A 19560-nucleotide genomic window follows, 5' to 3' on the forward strand; every position below is an offset into this window, starting at 1 on the left:
TGCGGCGGAACCTGGCCCTCCTGTGGCGCAGTCCCTGCCGCCGGGAGGATGCGGGCGAGCCCGGCGCACTCCGTCCGCCCCGCCGGACCGCACGACACATGCCTGCCTCGGGCCGCGGGCCCCGGATCTCGCATCAAGGTGAAACCGCGAGGGCTTCGGGCGCGCCGGCCCGCCGTGGTGTCACGCCCGCATGGGGTGGAAGCCGTGAACGGCCTCGATGACGCGGTCGGCCTCCGCGTCGGTGAGCTCGGGGGCGAGCGGCAGGCACACGGTGCGGGGCAGTACGTCGAGGGTGACCGTGATGTCGGTGGTGGGCGGCGGCCGCCGCGTGGGAGACATCACCGCCGGGCAGTCGCGTGCCGAGGTGCGGAATCCGACGGTCTCGTCCGAAGCTGCCCGAACGACAGATGGCCCCGCACCTGCCGGTACGGGGCCCTCATCGCGGCGCGGACGCCGGGGACGCTCAGACGGAGAGGGAGATCTCGGTCGACTTGATGAGCGCGACCACGGAGGACCCCGCGGTCAGGTCGAGGGCTTCGACGGCGTCCTTGGTGATGGCGGCGGTCAGCTCGCCGCCCTCGACGGAGACCTTGACCGAGCCCATGGCGCCACCGGTGACGACGTCGGTGACGGTGCCGGCGAGCTGGTTGCGGATCGAGATGCCCTCGACCGGCCCGGTCGCGAGGGAGACCTCGGTGGACTTCACGAGCGCCGTGACGGAGGTGCCCTCGGCGAAGCCGAGTTCCTTGACGGCGTCGGTGGTGATCGCGGCGGTGATGTCCTGACCGCCCGCCAGGCGGACCTTCACCGTGGACATGGCCTCGCCGGCCGTGACGGAGGTGATGGTGCCGGGGATCTGGTTGCGGATGCTCAGGCTCATGAAGGTAACGCCTCACTCTGGATCGGTGGGAGACGCGGCCTGCCGGCCGCCCCGTTCGTCACGCTAGCCGCATGGATCCGCGCTCGCGCGAAGCCCGTCTCATCCGCCAGGTGAATGGCCGTCGTGGCATCGCACCTTCGGCTCGGGCCCGACATGCCGACGATTCGGGACTCGGGCCTCAACGATCGGGGTCCTCCCGTTCGAGCAGTGACGCCGCGTGCCGGCGAGCCTGCTCCAGCCACGCGGCGCGTTCTTCGCCGGACGAGTCGGTGACGGTTCGAAAGACGATCCGTCGCACCTCGCGGATTCCTACGTACGGGAGGACACACGCCGCCCAGACGTTGTGCAGAGGATCACCGAACTCGCGCTCCTCCCGATCGGCGGGCGTGTCGGAGGTGTTGAGCACCAGAGCCCTGGTCGCCTTCAACAGGCCGGCGGGTTCGCCTTCGGCGGCGCCCAGCTTGTAGGCGACGCCAGGCGCCAGGACGCGCTGGACCCAGCCCGTGAGGACGGCCGGCGGCATGCCCCACCAGTTGGGGTGGATGAACACCAAGGCGTCCAGGTCGGCGACTTCCGCCCTGTGCGACGCCACCTGTGGATCGCGGGCCGGCGACGCCGCCTCGACCGTTCCCGTCTCCCGGGCCGTGAGCGACGGATCGAATCCCTCGGCGCAGAGGTCGTGCGCCACCACGTCCACGCCTCGCCCCCGCAGTTCCTCTACCACGGCGCCGAACACCGCGTGGTTGAAGCTCCCCGGTCGCGGGTGAGCCAAGTACACCCCTGTACGCATGTTTCCCCCCATCGGCGCAGCCGACGGCGGCTGCGACACACACGGTACGACGGCGACGCCGTACGTGGCCGTCGCCCCGGCCCGGTTGGCGCCGGTGACCTGGTTGTCGCGCAGGGAGGTGTCGTCGGCGCCGGCCACGATGCCGTGCCCGGCGGGGTTCACCCACCACCTCGTCATCGGCGGCAACACCGTCACCGACGCACAGGGCGAAGGCATCGGCGCGTACTGTCCGGCTCCCGGCGCGCCCACGAATCCACCCGCCGCCGGTGTCACGCCGCGTCGACGCACGTGTACTCCCCCGTCGATTCGGCTTGTTGAACGGGCCTCCCGGGCCCGCCGGGGAGGCCATGGCCCGCGAGCGGAGTCGTCCGTCCGGGGGGCCGGTCCCGTGCGTCGGTCGTGACCCGCGCCGTGGAGGCGGACCGGGCGGGGAGACTGTGCCGGATCAGGAGAGGCGAGGTGGTTGAGGTGGCTGAGGTGGCTGAGGCTGCGAAGGACGGGCCCGACGACGGGGGTTCCCCCGGGGGCGCCGGCTATCGGCAGGAGCTGAAACGGTCGCTCGGTTCCTTCCAGGTGTTCGCGATCTCGTTCGCGTTCATCTCGGTGGCGGTCGGGATCTTCGCCACCTACGACCAGGTGCTGCTGACGGCGGGCCCGGTCGGGATCTGGCTCTGGCTCATCGCCGCTGTCGGCCAGACCCTCGTGGCTCTGGTGGTCGCGCAGTTCGCCGCCCGCATCCCGTTGAGCGGCTCTTCCTACCAATGGGCATCCCGGCTCGGCAACCCCAGGGTCGGCTGGTGGTTCGGCTGGCTGACGTTCTGTTACCTGGCGATCGCCGTGGTCGCCATCGACAACGCCCTGGCGAGCCAGGCCTTCATGCCGCTGGCCGGCATGGGCCGGGACGAGGACACCGCCCGCGTGATCACTCTGGTGGTGCTGGTCGTCCAGGCCCTGCTCGCCATCGCCTCGACCCGGCTGGTCAGTTGGATCAACTCGGCCGCGGTCGGACTCGAACTCGCCCTGGTCGTGGTGGTGGCCATCTCCCTCGTCATCGCCGTCCTGGTCACGGGCAACGGATCGGCGGCCAATCTGACCTCCCGTGGTGTCACGGAGGGCACCCCCGGCTACTTCGCCGTCGGCGGCGGCCTGATGCTCGCGATGATCATGGGGTTGGCCACCCTCGTCGGTTTCGACTCCGCGGCCAATCTCGCCGAGGAGGCCAAGGACCCGCACCGCAGCGTCCCGCGCGCGATCGTCGGATCGGTCGTGGCGGCCGGCGTGCTCGGCATGCTGTTCCTGATCACCCTCACCGTCGCGATCGAGGACATCCCCCGGATCAGCAACGAGGCATCGCCCGTGGCCGCGATCATGCACGACCGTCTCGGCGCCGTCGCCGAACGGGTGCTGCTGGTCGCCATCACCTTCGCGTTCTTCGGCGCCGGCATCGTCGTGATGGTCTCCTGCTCCCGCCTCGTCTACGCCATGTCCCGCGACTCCCGCTTCCCCGCCCACCAGGTGATGCGGCGGGTCAGCCCCCGCACGCACACCCCCATCCCGGCGACCGTACTGATCCTCGCGCTCGGGGCCGTCCTGATGGTCGCGCTTCCCGGCTCGGCGCTGCTGGAGCTGATCACCGCGTCGACCATCCTGCCCGCCCTCATCTACGGGTCCACGATCGTCCTCTACCTCGCCGTCCGCAGACGACTCGGCCGCCAGAAGGGCGCGTTCGACCTGGGGCGCGGCGAACTGCCCGTCGCGGTCTGCGCACTGGCCTGGACCCTCTTCGCCCTCTTCGTACTCGTGGCACCGGACGAGGCGCTCACCTCCGTCGTCATCGTCGCGGGCCTTCTCCTTCTCGGAGCCCTCTTCTTCCTCGGCATGCTGGTCTTCGACCGCCAGGCACTGGTCTCGGAGCCCGCGTCGAAGCCCGGGGCAGGGACCGCGTCGAAGCCCGGGTCGGGGCCCGGGGGTGAGAGCACCCCCGGGCCCTGACGGCGAGGCCGTGAGCAGGCCGAGCGCCGCGCTCTCCGGCCTGGAGAGGAAAACCCGTCGGGTGGACTTGTCGATCTCCGCGACGACGACGGCGATACCCTCCCCGACCTCGAAGTCTTCCACCGCACGTGCCGCGGGCCGACCGTGGCCCTCCGTGAAGGGGACCAGCCCGAAAACCTCGCCCCCGAGGTCGACGCGGACGCCGATGGGACGCACCCTCGCAACCGTCCCGAGGAGTTCCTGGCCCACCACGGTGCGGTCGGTGAAAGCCGGGAAGGGGTCGGACTCCAGTGCCGTCGATGACGCGTCAGCCGCCCGCGCCTTGATCGCCGGGACGACACGTCCCAGTGCTGTGGCCGGAAAGGTTCCCCGTGTCACGGCGCCCGGCAAACCTTCCCGGTCAGAGCACTAGGCCGTCTCTTTCGGATCTTGCCGGTCAGGCCCGCGTCGTCCGGTGCCGTGCATCGCAAGGCGGAGAGGCTCCCGAGTACCGGACGTCCTCGGGTGCCTCGACAACGCGGCGAGGTGCGGTGCCGGGCGGCGCGGGTCAGGCAAGATCCGAAAGAGACGGCCTAGTTGTACGGCTCCAGGGTCATGAAGGCCTCCTGCGGATTGCCGTCGTGCACCAACGACTCGTGAGCGCCCACGTCGTCGAAGGCGAAGCCGTACGCCTTGCCGTCGGCCATCTGTCCGTGGATGACGCGGGCATAGTGATTGGTGACGGCGTGCCGGTAGAAGTCGCTGCCGTTCGCGTCGGGTTGGTCGGGGTTGGTCAGGAGCGTCGAGCGGTTGAAGCCCGCGCAGAGGGTGCGGGAGATCGGGCCGCGGACGAGGTCGTTGGGTGCGTCCAGGAGCTTGTAACAGCCGAAGATGCTGTCGGAGTCCGGCTTCTGGAAGCTGGTGACCACCGCCCCCGAGCCGTTGGTGAAGTTCATGACGTTGCCCGAGACCCGGCCGAAGTACTTGGTGTTCGGTTGGTTCGAGAACGGTGTCACGGTGAGCGTGGAAGAGCTGTACTTGTTCCAGACCCGGTTGACGTAGTCGTTCATGGCTCCGGCCGGAATTCCGCCTGCCTCGATACCGTGCCCGGGCGAGAGTGCTCGCAGTGGTGTGCCGTCGGCGCGGCTCTGGATCAGTGCGCCCCAGCCGGCCGAACGCAGTTGGTCGAAGACGGCGTTGTATCCGCCCGGCTTGAGCCGGCCGGCAGTGCCGACCGTGCCGTTGGCCGCCTTGACGCCCACCGCGTACGGAGCCGAGAACATGTCGACCTGGGTGCTGTTGATCCAGAGGCCGGCGTCGTTGAGCGTGTACTCGGACCAGTTGAACAGGATGTCTCGGTTGGGGTCGGAAGGGTTCTGCACGGCGGGCTGCACCAGGCCGCCGGTGGTGAGCTTGAAGACGATCTTCTGTCCGATGGAGAAGTAGACGCGTCCGGAGAACTTGGGCATCCGGATCGTCCGTGTCTGTCCGTTGGCCGGACCCGCGATCGACGCGTCGGGCGCGGGGGTGGGGGGATTGCCGCCCGCGGGCCAGGGGTGGAACGTGCCGTTGGCGTCGGCCCAGCCCTGCTGCCCGGTGGTGAGCAGGGTGCCGAGGTTGTAGATGTAGACCGGCTCGCCGCGTCCCGAGTCGTTCTTGATCGTGAGCGGGATGGTCGCCGGTACGGCCTCCGCGGATGTCGACGGGCCGAGAACCATCAGGCCGGCGGCGACGACCAGCGCCGAGACGCCGGAACCAAGCGCTTTCGATAAGCGGAACATGCTCTTCCTCCTGGTGGGGGGAGCCTGCCGGCGGGAGGTGCGGTGGCCCCTCGCGCTCTGTGGGCGCGACGGGGCCGCGGCAGGGCGGGGAGAGATGCTTGAACACTGAGAGCGCTCTCAGAATCAGGTTGTGTTCACCTTCTGTCAATGAATCCGGCACGGCTTTGAGAACCCGGTCGGCTTCGTGGCGGCCGAGGGGGCGGGCGTACCGGTCCCGCGTGCCGTGTCGCGGCGTCCGCGCGACGCGCGATGCCGACGGGAATCGGGAACGGGCCGTCGACTCCTGGTGGCCGACGGGGCCTGCGGCTACGTTGTCGCCTGTTCCCCAGCCACTCGTGACGGAGGATCACCACATGCAGACCCGTTCAGCCCCCACCGCGCACAGGCGAGTGGGATGGGGGATGTCCCTCGTCCTGATCGCGGTCACCGCGCTCCTCGGAGCCACGCCCGTGGCCGCCACGGCGACGACTCCCACCGCGCCTCCCGTTCCCGACCTGGCCTGGGGCCCCTGCACCGACCCGGGCGACGGTTTCGAGTGTGCGACCGCCCGGGTGCCGCTGGACCACCGCCGGCCGACCGGGCCCACGATCCCTCTCGCGGTCACCCGGCACCTCGCGGCCGACCGGGCCCATCGCACCGGTGTCCTGGTCCTGCACCCGGGCGGCCCCGGCAACTCCGGGGTGAACTTCGCCCGTGACAGTTACGACGCGCTCCCGGCCCCCCTCCGTGACACGTTCGACGTCGTCGGATACGACATGCGCGGTGTGGCGCGCAGCGGACAGGTCGAGTGCTGGAACGACACGGAGTACTCCGCCGCCGTCGACGCCGCGCGCGGCGTGCCCGGCCCCGGGGCCCTGCGCGGCGCCGTTCGGCAGGGGCTCGACTTCGCCACCGCGTGCCGACAACGGTCGGGGGACCTGGTGCCGTTCATCGGCACCGCCTCGAACGCCAAGGACATGGACCTGCTCCGCCAGGCCCTCGGCGAGGAAACGCTCTCCTTCTACGGTCGTTCCTTCGGGAGTTACGTCGGCACCGTCTACGCCGCGCAGTTCCCCCGGCGGGTCCGCGCCATGGTCCTGGACGGGGCCTACGATCCGCAGCGCTACGCCAACGTGCCGTACGCCTACGACGCCAAGCAGTTCGTCGCCCTGGACACGGCGGTCGGCCGGTTCCTGGACTGGTGCGCGCAGAACGCCACCGCCTGCGGGTTCGGCGAGGGGCGCCCGCGGCAGGCCTTCGAACAGCTCAAGCGGGACCTGGACGCCGACCCCGTCATCACCGCGAGCGGACGCCCGGCGACCGGATACACCCTCGCCTACCGGCTGATGTTCAACATCAACTCGGGCAAGGAGATCTGGCCCTACCTCGGAGAGGCCCTGCGGGCTGCCCAGGCACGCCAGAGTTCGTTCCTGCTGTCCCCGCCCTCCCCCGCGTCCTTCGACTTCCTCAACGTCAACATGGCCGTCGAGTGCGCGGACCGCGCCTATCCGACGAGCCCCCTGCTGCTGGGCGCGCTGGTCAGCGCACACGTCGCCTCCGCGCCGCTGCTGGGACCCGCCATCGGCCTGGGGCCGCCCACCTACGACCACAACCACGCGCCCACCTGCGCCCAGTGGCCGGCGGACCGCCCGAGTCGTTTCGAGGGCTCGTACCGGGCGGCCGGTTCCGCCCCGATCCTGGTCCTCGGGACGACCGGGGACCCGGACACCCCGTACCAGGACGCCCGGTCCCTCGCCCGGACGCTGGACAACGGGCGGCTGCTGACCTTCAACGCCGAGGGACACACCGCGTACAACCGGAGCGCATGCGTGAGCGCGCTGGTCAACGACTACCTCGCCACCCTGGCGCTGCCCGCGCGGGGCACCGTCTGCGCGGACGAGACACCCCCGGAATCGCCGGCCCTGCGCACCGGGAGGGTCGAGGTCGACGAGACGCGCGACGTGATCCCCGTACTGCGCTGAACCGGTACGCCGGACGCTTGCCCCGGTCCGCGTCGGACGCTTGCCCCGGGCCCTCGCGGGGGGGGGGCGCTTGCCCCGGGCCCTCGCGTCGGGCGCTTGCCCCGGGCCGTCGTCGGGCCCTCGTGTCAGGTCGTCGTGTTGGCCCCGCGCGCCGATAGGGGCCGTGGCCGAACATCGGCCGCGGTCCCGGCCCCGGCCCCGGCGTCGAACGCGGCTTTACCGGGCCGGGGCTTCGGCCCGGCGTGTGCGGTGGGGTGGTGTGTCCGGGCCGGCGGGCGCGGGCCCGGCCGACTCGACTGCGGGCGAAGGGGGTTCGGGTCTCACCGGCGGTGGGGCACGTGCGGACCGTGGCCGAGCACGTAGGAGACCGACACGACCGCGGCGATCCACACCACCACTCCGGCCCAGACCAGGCGCCCTTCTCCGCTCATGCCGGCCGCCACCACCAGGGCCAGCGCGGCACACAGCAGAGTGGCCATCACCGCCATCAAACCGACCGGCAGCCGACGCTCCGCCCGCCGATCCGGCCGAGCGGGACTCCCCTCGTGCGACTCGTCCCGCAGTCCCGCCACCAGCTGGTCCCAGGCCGCCGACTCCCGCACCGTCAACCGTTCCCTCTCCACACCCACCCCCGGACAGCACCCATCACCACGTTGCTTCCCGCGCGGATACCCCGCCGGCCCCACCTCATGCGGGCGTTCAGCGCAACCGGACAGGACGCTTCGGTTCCGTGCGACGGGTACGCGGGCGCCGGTCGGTGGCGGGCGCCGGCAGGGGCGGCGCGCAGCCCGACCGGACCGCTCGGGGTGCTCTCGCGTTCGACCTGACGCAGGCTGGGTGGATGGCCGACCAGACGGAGATCGTCATCCATCCCGTGTCGCCGAAGGGCGGGCGGAAAGTCACGGTGCACGCGCTGGGCGTGGACGCGGACCTTGGCCGCGCGCACTCCACGAGCGACGTCTCCGAGTTCCTCCGGCGTGCCGGGCTGGAGGGCGTGGACCTGTCGGAGGAGGGCCCGATCCGTTGGGAAGGCGGCGGCCCCGAGGTCTGGACCTCCGGCACCTGACAGCGGGCGTGCGGCAGAGTCCGGCCGGGCTCGGACAGGGGCGCGAGGGCGGGACGGCCCACGCACGGCGGTGGTCGCTCTCCCTGCCCCGGGGCCGCTGCGTGGTGCAGCCCGGGGCAGGGGGCGGTGGGTCTCGACCGCCCGTCTCCGGACGGCCGGAACCTCCGCCAGGACACACCAGGCGCCTGCCTCTGAGCCCGCCACCACGCCGGCGGAGCGCTTGCGGCCACCCGCATGGGTGGCTGGGGAGAGCGAGGGTAGGGCGCGGGCCCTACAACCACTTGTTGCGCCGCAGGGCCCGGTACACGACGGAGCAGACGACGATGATGAGCGCCCAGACCGCGGGGTAGCCGTAGGGCGACTTCAGTTCGGGCATGTGCTCGAAGTTCATGCCGTACACGCCGACGATCATGGTGGGGACGGCGATGAGGGCGGCCCAGGCACTGATGCGTCGCATGTCCGCGTTCTGCTGAACGCCGAGCTGGGCGATGCCGGCACTGAGCATGCCCGTGATGAGTTCGTCGAAGGACAGGATCTGTTCGCTCACCCGCTGGTGGTGGTCGGCGACGTCCCGGAAGTAGGTCGCCACCTCACTCGGGACCTGGGGAGTGTCCTCGCTGAGGCGCCGCAGCGCGGGGGCCAGGGGCATGACGGCGCGCTTGAATTCGAGGAGTTCCCGCTTGAGCTGGTAGATGCGTCCGGCGTCGACCGGCCGGTCCGGGGAGAAGACCTCGCTCTCCAGTGTGTCGACGTCACCTGCGAAGGAGTCGGCCACCTCCAGGTAGCGGTCGACGACCATGTCCGCGACCGCGTGCAGGACGGCGGCGGGGCCACAGCCCAACTGCCGCGGGTCGTCCTGTAGCTGTTGCCGTACGCCTTCCAGCGGCGGGGCGCTGCCGTGGCGGACGGTGATCGCGTAGCCGGGGCCGGCGAACACCATGATCTCGCCGGTGTCGACGATCTCGCTGGTCGCGGTGACCTTGTCGTGGTCCACGTAGACGATCGTCTTGAGCACCAGGAAGAGCATGTCCTCGTAGCGTTCCAGTTTGGGCCGCTGGTGGGCGTGGACGGCGTCCTCGACCGCGAGGGGGTGCAGGCCGAAGGCCTCGGCGACCTCCTGTAGCTGCTCCGCCGTGGGCTCGTACAGGCCGATCCACGCGAACCGCCCCGCCTCCGGGTCTATCCGATCCAGGACCTTGCCCAGGTTCACCTGGCCGGGAATGCGGCGCCCGTCCTCGTACAAGGCGCAGTCCACCACCGCCGACGGCAGACCCGCACCGCCCTTGCCGTCCTGCCGCGCCGCCATGTTCCGCCTCTTGTCCGTCGTCCGTCGGGTAGGCGGGCCGCCTACCCCCGACCGGTGATTTCTCACCCGCCGGCACCTGTGACATCGGTCGGCCGGCGGACCAGCGGCTCCTACCGGGGCTGTGTGGCGATCTGGATCAGGTTTCCGCAGGTGTCGTCGAAGACGGCGGTGGTGACGGGGCCCATCTCCACGGGCTCCTGGGTGAAGCGGACGCCGAGGCCGCGCAGGCGCTCGTACTCCGCCGTCACGTCCTCGACGGCGAACTGGGCGAGCGGGATGCCATCGGCCACGAGGGCATCGCGGTACGGCTTGACGGCGGGGTGGCCGGCGGGCTCCAGGAGGAGTTCGATGCCGCCGAGCCCGTCGGGATCGTCGGGCGAGACGACGGTCAGCCACCGGGCCGTCTCCCCCACCGGGACGTCGTGCTTCTTCAGGAAGCCGAGGATCTCGGTGTAGAAGGCCAGGGCCTTGGCCTGGTCATCGACGAAGACGCTGGTCAGACGGATCTTCATGGGGTGTTCTCCTCCGGTCCGGATGCCTCGGGCACGAGCCATCGCTCGGCGATCTGTCGCAGGGGGGCCGTGTTCAGATCGTGGAACTTGTAGCGGCCCTCCCGCCTCGTCCCGACGAGCCCGGCGGCCTCCAGCACCGCGAGGTGCTGGGAGACCGCCTGCCGCGACATCTCGAGCCGATGCTTCATGCTCAGCCGCGAGCAGATCTCGAACAGCGTCTGTCCGGATCTGTCCGTCAGCTCGTCGAGGATGGTGCGACGGGTGGGGTCGGCCAAGGCTTTGAAGAGGTCGTCGGCCACGACCCCACCATAGGCAACCATTCACTTGCGTATCAAGTGGAGTCCGCCGCCGTGTCCCGCATCGAACGATGGCTGCGGGTCCGGAACGCAGGAGGGGGCGAGCACACGGCTCGCCCCCTGCCCCGCTTCACGCCGAGATTCCCTCGCGCCCTGCGCACATCCCCACGGCGCGCACAAGGGCTTGCCGCGAGACGCCTTCCGCGACCGCCCTCCCGGCCGGAGCCGCCCCCTGACGGGGGACACCCACTCAGCGGCGCGTCAGGTCGGGTTCGACGACACGGTCCCGGCGCTGCGCCGGCACCGTCGACGGCGGCGTCGATCGTGGCGGAGAAGTCTGCACCGGGGTGTTCCGTCGGATGTCTTCCATACCGGACCGCATCGCGGAACGAAGCCTGCGCGAAAGGGGCCGTTCCACGAACCGGTGGATGAGCCAGGAGACGACCAGCATCGCGGCGGTGACCGTACCGACCAGTGCATGGGCCGGCACCTTGTCCCGGAAGTGGTGGATCAGGGTGATGCCCGCCGCCATGTGGATGATGTAGAGCGGGTAGGTGATGGCGCCGATGGTGGACAGCCAGCTCCACTGGATGCGATCCAGCCACCCGAGCGCGATGGCGGCCATCACCAGGAAGCCGATGGCGATGATGAGCTGGGCCGGCCAGATCGGCAACCGGTCCCCGAGCTCCGAGCCGAGGTTGGTGGCCATGCGTCCGCGAATGTAGTTCTGAGCCAGGAGGAACTGGCAGCCGACGATTCCCCAGAGCAGGCCGGAGGGGCGGAATCGCCGCATCAGATAGAAGGCCACGCCCGCGATGAAGTACGGGGAGTACTGCGGGATGGCGAAGAAGTGCAGCAGCGGGAAGTCGGTGGCGGGGGCGACGACGCCGGCTGCCGTCCACAGCCCGATGAACACAATGCAGTTGCGGTACGTGACCCCGGCGCGGATGACGAGGGCAAAGAGCGCGTAGAACTTGAGCTCTTCGAACAGGGTCCAGTACGTGTGGTCGAGGTTCGGAACCCTCAGCCCTCCCTGGAACATCGTGATGTTGACCAGCATGTCGGTCCACCCGCCCATGCGCCACACCTCGGGCAGCACCAACAGCACGAGCGCCGTGAAGGCGATGCCGGCCCAGTACGCGGGGAAGAGCCGCGAGACGCGCGACGTCGCGAACTCACCGACCGTTCGACCCCACGCGCTCATACAGATGACGAAGCCGCTGACGATGAAGAAGATCTCTACGCCGAGCCAGCCGTAGAGGGCGAGGGGCTCGAGCGCGGGAAAGAGATGTTCGGTGCTGTCGAGCTCCCAGGCCCTGCTGAGCCCGACATAGTGGTACAGGACCACGAAGAGCGCCGCGGATATTCGTACGGCGTCGAGTGCGTAGAGTCGCCGTGCCGGCCCCTGGCCGATCGTTCGAGTCCCGGCCATAGGGAGGCCGCCCCCTCTGCAGTACTGCGGATCGAGTCACCGGGGACCGTACAGGTTTCCCGCGGAAACGGCAGCGCGGACCCCGGGTCTCGGCGACTCCGATACGACGGCACGGACGCCGCCGGCCGTCGACAGCGCCGCCGGGCAGGGCGGACGTGGCTATCCTCTCCGCATGGCATGCCGAATCAGCGAACTCGTCATCGATGCGGAAGACCCCGACCGCCTGGCCGCGTTCTGGCGCGATGTCCTCGGCTACGTCGAGCTGGGACGGGAAGGCGACGGCAGCATCGAGATCGGCCCGCCGGGCGTCGGATTCGGCGGCGCGCAGCCGACCCTCGTCTTCAACGCCGGCCGCGACCCCCGGCAGGGGAAGCTCCCACTGCACATCGACGTCAACGCCACCGATCGCGAACAGGAAGCCGAGCTGGACAGATTGCTCGCGCTGGGAGCGGTGACCGTCGACGTCGGCCAGACCGGAGAGGAGAGTTGGCACGTCCTGGCCGACCCCGAGGGCAACGAGTTCTGTCTCCTGCGCACTCGACTGAAGCCCCTCTGACCCTCCGCCCGGCGAGCGAGCACGGGGCGGCGGGCACGCTTCTCGTGGCGATCAGGCTCGAAGGTCTCCCGCAGTCGCCCCGGCGGGAACGAGAGCCGTGCGGGGAGCGTCGGCCGCGCCGGCTCGGACCGGATCGAACCCCTTGGCGATGAGACGGACGGCCAGGACCACCTCCCAGGCGAACACCGGGACGGCCAGGGCCGAGCCCGTGACCGAGACCTGCTCGTAGGCGCCGAACATCACGGCCACCGCGGAGGCGCATATCAGCGGGCCGCCGACCAGCCCCAGCAGGGCGATGAACCGCGGCACGAGCCGCGAGCGGTACATCGCGTACGCCAGCACCGTCGTGTTCAGGCCCAGGGCGACGTTCGGCCCGAGCAGGAACGTCCAGTCGTGCAGGGCCACGAGGGCCCGGTCGGCGCCGCCGACGCCCGCGACCCCCACCGCTTCGCGCCGCAGCGTCACGACCGTCAGGACGCTGAGGACACCGACCGTGATCACGGCGGCTTCCAGGAGGCGCAGGCACGCGTATCCGATCGCCATCGCCTCGTGCTGCCTCCTGACGACGGGATACAGCACCACTGCGGTCCCGATGACGGCGACCACCAGGACCAGTTCGCACAGCGCCCCGAGGAACGCCGAGGTGACGTCGCCGGGGCCGAGGACTCCCGCCGCCCCGTCCAGGACGGGGCGGTAGAGCGCCAACCCTCCGATCGCGGCGATCTCCGTCACCAGGAACAGCACGCCCGCGGCCGCCGCGGTCCTTCTGTCTGAGCTCATCTTCGGTCCTTTCGACCAGGGGGTGTACGCCGTACACCTCGCGGTCACGGTAGGTGTACGGCGTACACTCGTCAAGTGCGGGTACCGATCCACCGACTCGCCCCCCCTCCCGACACACTCGATCCCACCCGACACACCCGACACACCCGGTCGCCCGATCGCCCGATTCCGAGGAGAGAAGAGATGACACAGCAGGCGGAGGACGGGCGCCGGGCGCCGCTCAACCGGGAGCGCGTGCTGCGGGCGGCCATCGCGCTCGCGGACGACGGCGGCATCCAGTCCCTCAGCATGCGCAAGCTCGCCCAGGAGTTGGGTGTCGTACCGATGGCCCTCTACAAGCACGTTCCCAACAAGGAACAGCTCCTTGACGGCATGGTCGACACGATCGTGGCCCGGATCGACCTCCCGGCGAGCGGTTCCGGCTGGAAGGACGGGATCCGTGGGCGCGTGCTCTCGGCTCGCCGCGTGCTCCTGCGGCACCGTTGGGCCGCGCAGGTGATCGAGTCGCGCACCGGGCCGACCCCGGCCGTGCTGGAGTACCTGGATTCGATGATCGGGACGTTCCGCGACGGGGGTTTCTCCGTCGATCTCACCCATCACGCGATGCATGCCATGGGCAGCCGGCTTCTGGGCTTCAGCCAGGAGCTGTTCGACGACTCCGGGAACGATGTCGCCGACGGCGGGGCCGAGGCACTCGCGGCGGGGGCTGCGATGGCGGCAAGGTACCCGCGGATCGCCGAGCTGGCGGCGGGGGCCACCCATGACGCGGCCTCGGTCGTCGGAAGTCGGCGATGCGACGATCAGTTCGAGTTCGAGTTCGCGCTGGACCTCATCCTGGACGGGCTGGAGAGGCTCCATCGGCGGGGGTGGACCTCCGCCGGTTCATCCGGCGCCGAGCCGGTACCGAAACCGGGGCCGTGACGGGGAACTGAAACCGGGGCGTGAAGTCGAACGCGACGGGTCCCCACCACGACCACACCCGATCCACCACGGCGACGCCCGATCCACCACGGCCGGTGACCGGCACCGTCCCCCTCGGTGCCGGCCACCGGTCAGCGGTCAGAGGCCACCAGGCAGCGGCCACCGGGCACCGGTCAGCGCCGGGTGTGCGGGAAGCTCACGTTCTGGAGCGTGAACTGGTTCTTCGCGTCGGTCAGGTTCTTGTCGAGGTACGGCGAGTAGGTCTGAACGCTGACCGTCTTCGCCGTCGGGTTGAATTCGAGGATCCGGAGGTAGCTGTTCGGGCCGAGCGTGCCGGGGTTCTGGTAGTCGGCCTGGATCTGGTGGACGGTGTTTCCGTTCACCCCCTTCTCCACGATCACCCCCTGATTGACGTAGTGCCCGGAGAACACCATCGTCACGTTGGGGTGCCGGCTGACCATCCTGGTCCAGAGCTTCTGGCCGATGCCGTCCTTCGTCGTGCCGTTCTGGTAGGCGTGCGTCACGATCATGACCTGGCGGTCCGGGTGCTCGGAGATCACCTTGTTGCCCCAGGCGATCTCGTCGTCCGTGGGCGCGTACTTCAGCGCGAGGATGAGCCAGTTCGTGCCTCCGGCCGAGAACAGGTGGAAGCTGTTGTCGTTCTGCGCGGCAGGGTAAGTGCCTCCGAACGTCGGCAGGTTCGCGAAGGAACTCCGCGGGAAGTTGCGGTTGAACGCCACCGCGTCCCGCACCACGATCGGGTTCTGGCCCTTGGGCATCGCGTCCATGTCGTGATTGCCCACGGCGAGGATGTACGGGGTCGCGCCGTTCAACTGCCCTAACGCGCGTGTGGCGTTGGCCCACTGGGTCGACCGGTCGGAGTCGTCGACGATGTCACCCTCGTGGATCGCGTACTTGATGTTCCGTGCGAGCGTGTTCTCCTTGATCCATTTCCCCTGGGCGTTGAAGGCCGCCGGGAAACTCTCCGCCGAGTACTGCGTGTCGGGGAAGACCACGATGCTGAACTTCTCCGGCGCCTTCATCCGCGGCGCGGTCCGGTCGGCGGCTGTTGCGGGGAGCGCTACGAGGCTGACCGACAAGGCAGCCGCGACAACGCCGAGTACCCGTGCCCTGAAACGCGTCATCACCATCTCCGTAGACGTCGAACGGGCGGTCGCCTCACGATGGCAAGGGCGTCCGGCCGCCAGATGTCGACAGGGAAGTCGGGGATGAAACGGCTCGCGGCGAACAGGGAGGGACGTCGAGGAAGAACGTCCGTCAGTCGGTGCGCACGGTGTTGGGAGGGTGCCGAACGTCAGGAGGTGGGCGGGGCTCCCGTCGAGCCGTACGAGGAAGCCGAGTTCGAACCATCAGCCGTCCGGAGCGGGGGCTCGAACTCCCAAGTGCGGCGGGGGCGGGGGCTCGAACGCCGAAGCGCGGCGGGGCGGGGTTGGTTCCTTCGTCACCGCGGCCGGTTGTGGGCGCGCGCTTCGGCGGCGGACTTCAGGTCGCGCAGCCATGCTTCGAGTCCCTCGCGGAGGATCCTGGTGGCGGTGGGGACATCGGCTTCGACCTGGGCGCCGGTGTGGGTCTCCTCCGTGCTCACGCGCACGCCACCCTTGACCTTGGTGACGTTCCACACGTGGATGCCGTCGATGCGCAGCCCTTCGCCGATCGCGGGGCCGGACCAGCGGATGCAGGCGCCGTGCTCGATCGGTGCCGAGAAGGCCGAGGACGAGCGGGACGGTGAAGAGGGCGGTGGGGACGCCGGTGCCGCGCATGCCGGACGTGGTGGTCTCATGAGGTCACGGAACGCGCCTGGGAGCAGATCGCCACGGCGGGGGCGTCAGCGCTCCCCCTCAACGCGATCGCCAAGCAGACGGGCATGAGCGGACCGGCCCTCCACCGCTACTTCGCCAGTCGCGACGACCTGATCACCGAACTCGTCCGAGGGGCATACCGAAGCCTCGCCGACGCTCTCGGCGAGGCCTCCTCCACCGGTGCCGACCCTGCAGGGCAGGCGCACGCGCTGCGCGGCTGGGCTCTGGCGCACCTCAGCGGTACTTCCTCGTCTACGGCACCCCGATCCCCGCGACCCGGCCCTGCTCTTCGCGGCGGAACGGGAAGACCTGCAGGCACCGCGGACCCGGGCCCTCACCCCCGGAGGAGCCGCCGCGCGCTCTACTGGTCCCCACTCTCCTCATTCTGGTTCTGGTTCTGGTTCTGCTGATTCTGGTCCTGCTCGTTTTGCGTCGGGTCGTCCTGCTTGAGCGTGGACTCCTTGAAGCCGCTGCACTCCGTGCGGTCGTTGCCCTGCGACACGGTGTACTTGGCGTTCTCCACGTTCATCATCTGGAACCCGCCGTCACCGCCGATGGTGAACGAGCCACCCGAGGCGGTCGGCGAGGACAGGAACGCCGATCCCGGGGTGAAGCCGCCGCCGGACAGGTGCACCTTCCCGTTGGGGAAGACGCCGGAGATGGAACAGGTCGCGGCGGGGGCGGCGGCGGCCTGACCCCACGCGAGGACGGCCGGGGCGACGAGAAGCGAGCCGGCCATGGCGGGGACGAGCAGAGAGCGGCGTATGCGTCGGTGCGACATGGATCCTCCCGAAGGAGACGTGAAGACGTGAGGACAGCGTGACGACGGGGGCCCGGCCGCCTGCGTCCGGCGCAGTACGGCGCGGCCCTCCTGCGGGGCCCGCGCTCCTCGACCTGCCATCGGCCACCGGCGAACGGCGACGAGGCAGCGGGGCGGAATCGATCCGTCCGTCCCATCCTCCCCTGCCGGGCCGGAGGTGTCGATCCCGCACGGGACACCACCCGCCCCGCATGCCCCTCCCCCGGTCCTGAGACCCGACCCCGCGAACCCGACCCCGCGTACCGACCTGCGTACGCGTGCGTACGCGTGCGTACGCGTGCGTACGCCGGCAGCGGTCACCCTCCCGTGGCGCGAGCCGGCCCGCCCTGGCCGGCAGCCGGTGTGAACGGCCCTCCGACTCCGTCGCCCGGGCCCGGCCGGAGCCGTGGAGCCGTCCTGCCCCAGTCCCTTTTCATGGCCGCCATTCCGATATCCGGGCACCTTCTGTTTCAATCAGCCGTCAAGTGGCGTGAAACGGCCGCTCTTTGCCGCGTCCGGGACCGGCGAGGAGAGCCGGCGCGCCACCATTCGCGCCTCGCTTGACCGGCGAGGCCGAAAAGGTCCCCGGGCGGTTCCGCCCGGGACGGACCGCGGTGAGGGGAGCCGATGTGGTGTCCATAGGAGAGAGACTGATCAGGACGCGGGAGCGGGCGTTCATAGGCCGGGAGGAACAACTCGGTACGTTCGACACGGCTTTGGCAGGCGATCCGCACGCTCCGTTCGCGTTCTACGTGTGCGGGCCGGGCGGCATAGGCAAGTCGACGCTGTTGCGGCGCATGGCGGACCGTGCTCGTGCGGCGGGCCGGCCGCTCGTCGAACTCGACGGTCGGTTCGTCGAGCGGGACCCCGCCGACTTCGAGCGCGCCGCCGACGCCTTCGTGAACGTCCCGGGCACGGTCCTGCTCGTGGACTCCTTCGAGCACTGCCAGTGGCTGGAGAGCCGGCTGTGGCACCACTTCCTGCCCCGTGCCGCCGAGGACGCACTGGTCGTCCTGGCGGGCCGGCGTGCCCCACAGCCGCAGTGGACCGCCGACCCCGCCTGGTCCCCGCTCCTGCACGTGACCGAACTGGAGCCGTTCTCCGAGGAACAGGCCCGCAGCCTGCTGGTGGCTGCCCGCATCAGGCCCGAACTGCGCGATCCGGTGCTCCGCTTCGCCGGAGGCAATCCGCTGGCACTGTCCCTCGCGGCCGCGTCGGGATCGGCCGGCTGCGCCCAGGAGGACATCTGGGCGCCCTCGGCGGACGTCCTGCGCACCCTGTTGGCGGGGCTGATCGGCGAGGTCCCCACGGCCGGCCACCGTCGCGCCCTGGAGGTGGCGGCGCAAGCCCGCTCGACGTCCGAGGAACTGCTCACCACGGTCCTGCCGGAGGAAGACGCCCATCTGCTCTTCTCCTGGCTGAGGGACCTCCCCTTCATGGAATCCACGCACCGGGGGCTCCACCCGCACGACGCCGCACGCGAGACGCTGGCCGCCGACCTGCGCTGGCGCGCGCCGAACGCCTTCGAGACCATGCGCCGCCGCCTGGCCGACGAGTACCTGCGCCTCCTGCGCGAGGCACCCGAGGAGCAGGTCTGGACCGTCACCGACGAGCTCTTCCACCTCTTCCGGGAAGGGAAGACCCTGGCCCGGCTGCGCACCTGGTCCCGCGAGGACGAGGTGCACGACCGCCCCCTGCACCCGGACGACCTCGATGCCGTGCTGCGCATGGCCGAGGACACCGAAGGGCCCGCCTCCGCGGAACTGGTCCGCTACTGGGCACGGCGCCAGCCGCAGGCCTTCAGCGTCTACCGTCTCGTCAACACGGGCCGGATCGTGGCGTTCACGACCCGGCTGGCCCTGTCGGCCCCGGCCGACCCCGAGGACCTGGCCACCGACCCCGTCGTCGCCGCCGCATGGCGCTACACCGAGGCCACCGCGCCGGTGAGCCCCGGCGAGCACATCGGCATCAGCCGCTTCTCGGTCTACCCCGAGCGCTACCAGGTCCCCTCGCGCGTCATCGACCTGAGCAGTTCCCGCGCCCAGGCGGAGTCGGCCCGTGCCCGTGGTCGGGCCTACGGCTTCGCCGTGTACCGGGACGCCGAGGCCTGGGCCGAACGCGTCAAGGGCACCCTCGCCGACACCGGTGCCCGCCCGCGGGTCGGCGCGTACACGTACGGCCTGTTCAGCGTCGACTGGCGCCGGATACCCGTGGAGGCGTGGCTCCAGAGCTTCATCTCGACCACCGATGAACCGGTCTCGCCCGGACCGTCGCCCATCTCGCGTTCCTTGTTCGACCAGGCCGTACGGGAGGCCTTGACGCACTGGCGTGATGCCGGGGCCTTCACCGCCTGCGCCCTGCTGCGCAGCCGTCTCGCGGCCGACTTCGGTGACCCCGTCGCCGAGTTGCGCGCCCTGCTGCGCCAGAGCGTCGACGAGCTCGCGCAGGACCCGCGCGGGGTGCGCGCCCGCGATGCCCTGATGGCCGGGCACTTCTCCGGCGCACCCACCCAGGAAGCCGCCGCCCGCCGCCTCGGCCTTCCGTACGGCACCTACCGGCGCCACCTGCGCCAGGGCCTGGACCTGCTGTGCGAGGCCTTGTGGCAACAGGAGCTCGACGGCCCCCGACCACGGTAGATCACGGTAGGTGGGAACGGGCGCACGTCCTCCGGGGCAGCGAGGGCGGACGC

The 19560-nt window shown here is 70.4% G+C and carries 18 protein-coding genes and 3 pseudogenes; 7 read left to right on the forward strand and 14 right to left on the reverse strand.

Going from position 1 to position 19560, the window contains the following annotated elements; genetic code table 11:
* Positions 1-180: 180 nt before the first annotated feature.
* From ACFYW3_RS33440 to ACFYW3_RS33450, 3 genes are all read right to left on the reverse strand, one after another.
* Positions 181-339, reverse strand: coding sequence for a hypothetical protein (locus ACFYW3_RS33440; RefSeq protein WP_389388290.1), 159 nt, complete (start codon positions 337-339; stop codon positions 181-183).
* A gap of 124 nt (positions 340-463) precedes the next feature.
* Positions 464-880: a molybdopterin-binding protein gene (locus ACFYW3_RS33445; RefSeq protein ID WP_053684458.1), complete on the reverse strand. Its 417-nt coding sequence runs from the start codon at positions 878-880 to the stop codon at positions 464-466.
* A 178-nt stretch (positions 881-1058) separates the two neighbouring features.
* The gene (locus ACFYW3_RS33450; protein ID WP_389388342.1) at positions 1059-1847 is read right to left on the reverse strand and encodes an NAD(P)H-dependent oxidoreductase; all 789 of its coding nucleotides are present in this window, start codon (positions 1845-1847) and stop codon (positions 1059-1061) included.
* 300 nt (positions 1848-2147) lie between these two features.
* On the opposite strand from ACFYW3_RS33450, the gene ACFYW3_RS33455 reads away from it, so the two are divergent.
* Positions 2148-3662, forward strand: coding sequence for an APC family permease (locus ACFYW3_RS33455; protein WP_389388291.1), 1515 nt, complete (start codon positions 2148-2150; stop codon positions 3660-3662).
* A gap of 51 nt (positions 3663-3713) precedes the next feature.
* On the opposite strand, the pseudogene ACFYW3_RS33460 reads toward ACFYW3_RS33455, so the two are convergent.
* Positions 3714-4040, reverse strand: a pseudogene (locus ACFYW3_RS33460) (S1 RNA-binding domain-containing protein); the annotation flags it as partial.
* A gap of 194 nt (positions 4041-4234) precedes the next feature.
* Positions 4235-5422: a glycoside hydrolase family 64 protein gene (locus tag ACFYW3_RS33465; protein WP_389388292.1), complete on the reverse strand. Its 1188-nt coding sequence runs from the start codon at positions 5420-5422 to the stop codon at positions 4235-4237.
* Positions 5423-5775: 353 nt separating this feature from the next.
* On the opposite strand from ACFYW3_RS33465, the gene ACFYW3_RS33470 reads away from it, so the two are divergent.
* Complete coding sequence (locus tag ACFYW3_RS33470) at positions 5776-7383, forward strand: alpha/beta hydrolase (protein WP_389388293.1); 1608 nt, start codon at positions 5776-5778, stop codon at positions 7381-7383.
* 320 nt (positions 7384-7703) lie between these two features.
* Here ACFYW3_RS33470 and ACFYW3_RS33475 read toward each other — a convergent pair whose 3' ends face one another.
* Positions 7704-8012, reverse strand: a complete 309-nt coding sequence (locus ACFYW3_RS33475) for a hypothetical protein (protein WP_351757607.1) — start codon at positions 8010-8012, stop codon at positions 7704-7706.
* Between the two features lie 212 nt (positions 8013-8224).
* Here ACFYW3_RS33475 and ACFYW3_RS33480 point away from each other — a divergent pair, with 212 nt between their 5' ends.
* The gene (locus ACFYW3_RS33480) at positions 8225-8449 is read left to right on the forward strand and encodes a hypothetical protein (protein WP_063839684.1); all 225 of its coding nucleotides are present in this window, start codon (positions 8225-8227) and stop codon (positions 8447-8449) included.
* Positions 8450-8720: 271 nt separating this feature from the next.
* Here ACFYW3_RS33480 and ACFYW3_RS33485 read toward each other — a convergent pair whose 3' ends face one another.
* From ACFYW3_RS33485 to ACFYW3_RS33500, 4 genes are all read right to left on the reverse strand, one after another.
* Positions 8721-9755, reverse strand: coding sequence for a magnesium and cobalt transport protein CorA (locus ACFYW3_RS33485; RefSeq protein WP_351757609.1), 1035 nt, complete (start codon positions 9753-9755; stop codon positions 8721-8723).
* A gap of 110 nt (positions 9756-9865) precedes the next feature.
* Positions 9866-10267 carry a VOC family protein gene (locus ACFYW3_RS33490; protein ID WP_351757611.1) on the reverse strand — a complete coding sequence of 134 codons (402 nt, stop codon included), beginning with the start codon at positions 10265-10267 and terminating at the stop codon, positions 9866-9868.
* Positions 10264-10566 carry a metalloregulator ArsR/SmtB family transcription factor gene (locus ACFYW3_RS33495; protein ID WP_351757613.1) on the reverse strand — a complete coding sequence of 101 codons (303 nt, stop codon included), beginning with the start codon at positions 10564-10566 and terminating at the stop codon, positions 10264-10266. Before ACFYW3_RS33495 ends, ACFYW3_RS33490 begins: the two co-directional genes overlap by 4 nt.
* Positions 10567-10813: 247 nt before the next feature.
* A complete protein-coding gene (locus tag ACFYW3_RS33500; RefSeq protein WP_389388294.1) occupies positions 10814-11995 on the reverse strand; it encodes an acyltransferase family protein in 1182 nt (393 codons plus the stop codon).
* Positions 11996-12167: 172 nt separating this feature from the next.
* Between ACFYW3_RS33500 and ACFYW3_RS33505 the strand changes: the two genes are divergently transcribed.
* Entirely contained in the window at positions 12168-12551 is a 384-nt protein-coding gene (locus ACFYW3_RS33505) for a VOC family protein (RefSeq protein ID WP_389388295.1), read from the forward strand.
* 51 nt (positions 12552-12602) lie between these two features.
* Here ACFYW3_RS33505 and ACFYW3_RS33510 read toward each other — a convergent pair whose 3' ends face one another.
* Positions 12603-13331 carry a DUF4386 domain-containing protein gene (locus tag ACFYW3_RS33510; protein ID WP_389388296.1) on the reverse strand — a complete coding sequence of 243 codons (729 nt, stop codon included), beginning with the start codon at positions 13329-13331 and terminating at the stop codon, positions 12603-12605.
* A 183-nt stretch (positions 13332-13514) separates the two neighbouring features.
* On the opposite strand from ACFYW3_RS33510, the gene ACFYW3_RS33515 reads away from it, so the two are divergent.
* The gene (locus tag ACFYW3_RS33515) at positions 13515-14252 is read left to right on the forward strand and encodes a TetR/AcrR family transcriptional regulator C-terminal domain-containing protein (RefSeq protein WP_389388297.1); all 738 of its coding nucleotides are present in this window, start codon (positions 13515-13517) and stop codon (positions 14250-14252) included.
* Positions 14253-14425: 173 nt separating this feature from the next.
* On the opposite strand, the gene ACFYW3_RS33520 is transcribed toward ACFYW3_RS33515, so the two are convergent.
* Together ACFYW3_RS33520 and ACFYW3_RS33525 are read right to left on the reverse strand one after the other, a co-directional pair.
* Entirely contained in the window at positions 14426-15397 is a 972-nt protein-coding gene (locus ACFYW3_RS33520; protein WP_389388298.1) for a metallophosphoesterase, read from the reverse strand.
* 317 nt (positions 15398-15714) lie between these two features.
* A pseudogene (locus ACFYW3_RS33525) lies at positions 15715-15957 on the reverse strand (polyketide cyclase /reductase); the annotation flags it as partial.
* A gap of 96 nt (positions 15958-16053) precedes the next feature.
* On the opposite strand from ACFYW3_RS33525, the pseudogene ACFYW3_RS33530 reads away from it, so the two are divergent.
* A pseudogene (locus ACFYW3_RS33530) lies at positions 16054-16343 on the forward strand (TetR/AcrR family transcriptional regulator); the annotation flags it as partial.
* Positions 16344-16433: 90 nt separating this feature from the next.
* On the opposite strand, the gene ACFYW3_RS33535 reads toward ACFYW3_RS33530, so the two are convergent.
* Entirely contained in the window at positions 16434-16853 is a 420-nt protein-coding gene (locus ACFYW3_RS33535; protein WP_389388299.1) for a hypothetical protein, read from the reverse strand.
* Positions 16854-17503: 650 nt separating this feature from the next.
* On the opposite strand from ACFYW3_RS33535, the gene ACFYW3_RS33540 reads away from it, so the two are divergent.
* A complete protein-coding gene (locus tag ACFYW3_RS33540) occupies positions 17504-19507 on the forward strand; it encodes an ATP-binding protein (protein ID WP_389388300.1) in 2004 nt (667 codons plus the stop codon).
* Positions 19508-19560: the final 53 nt, after the last annotated feature.

The sequence above is a fragment of the Streptomyces sp. NPDC002602 genome, assembly GCF_042889445.1.
Lineage (GTDB): Bacteria > Actinomycetota > Actinomycetes > Streptomycetales > Streptomycetaceae > Streptomyces.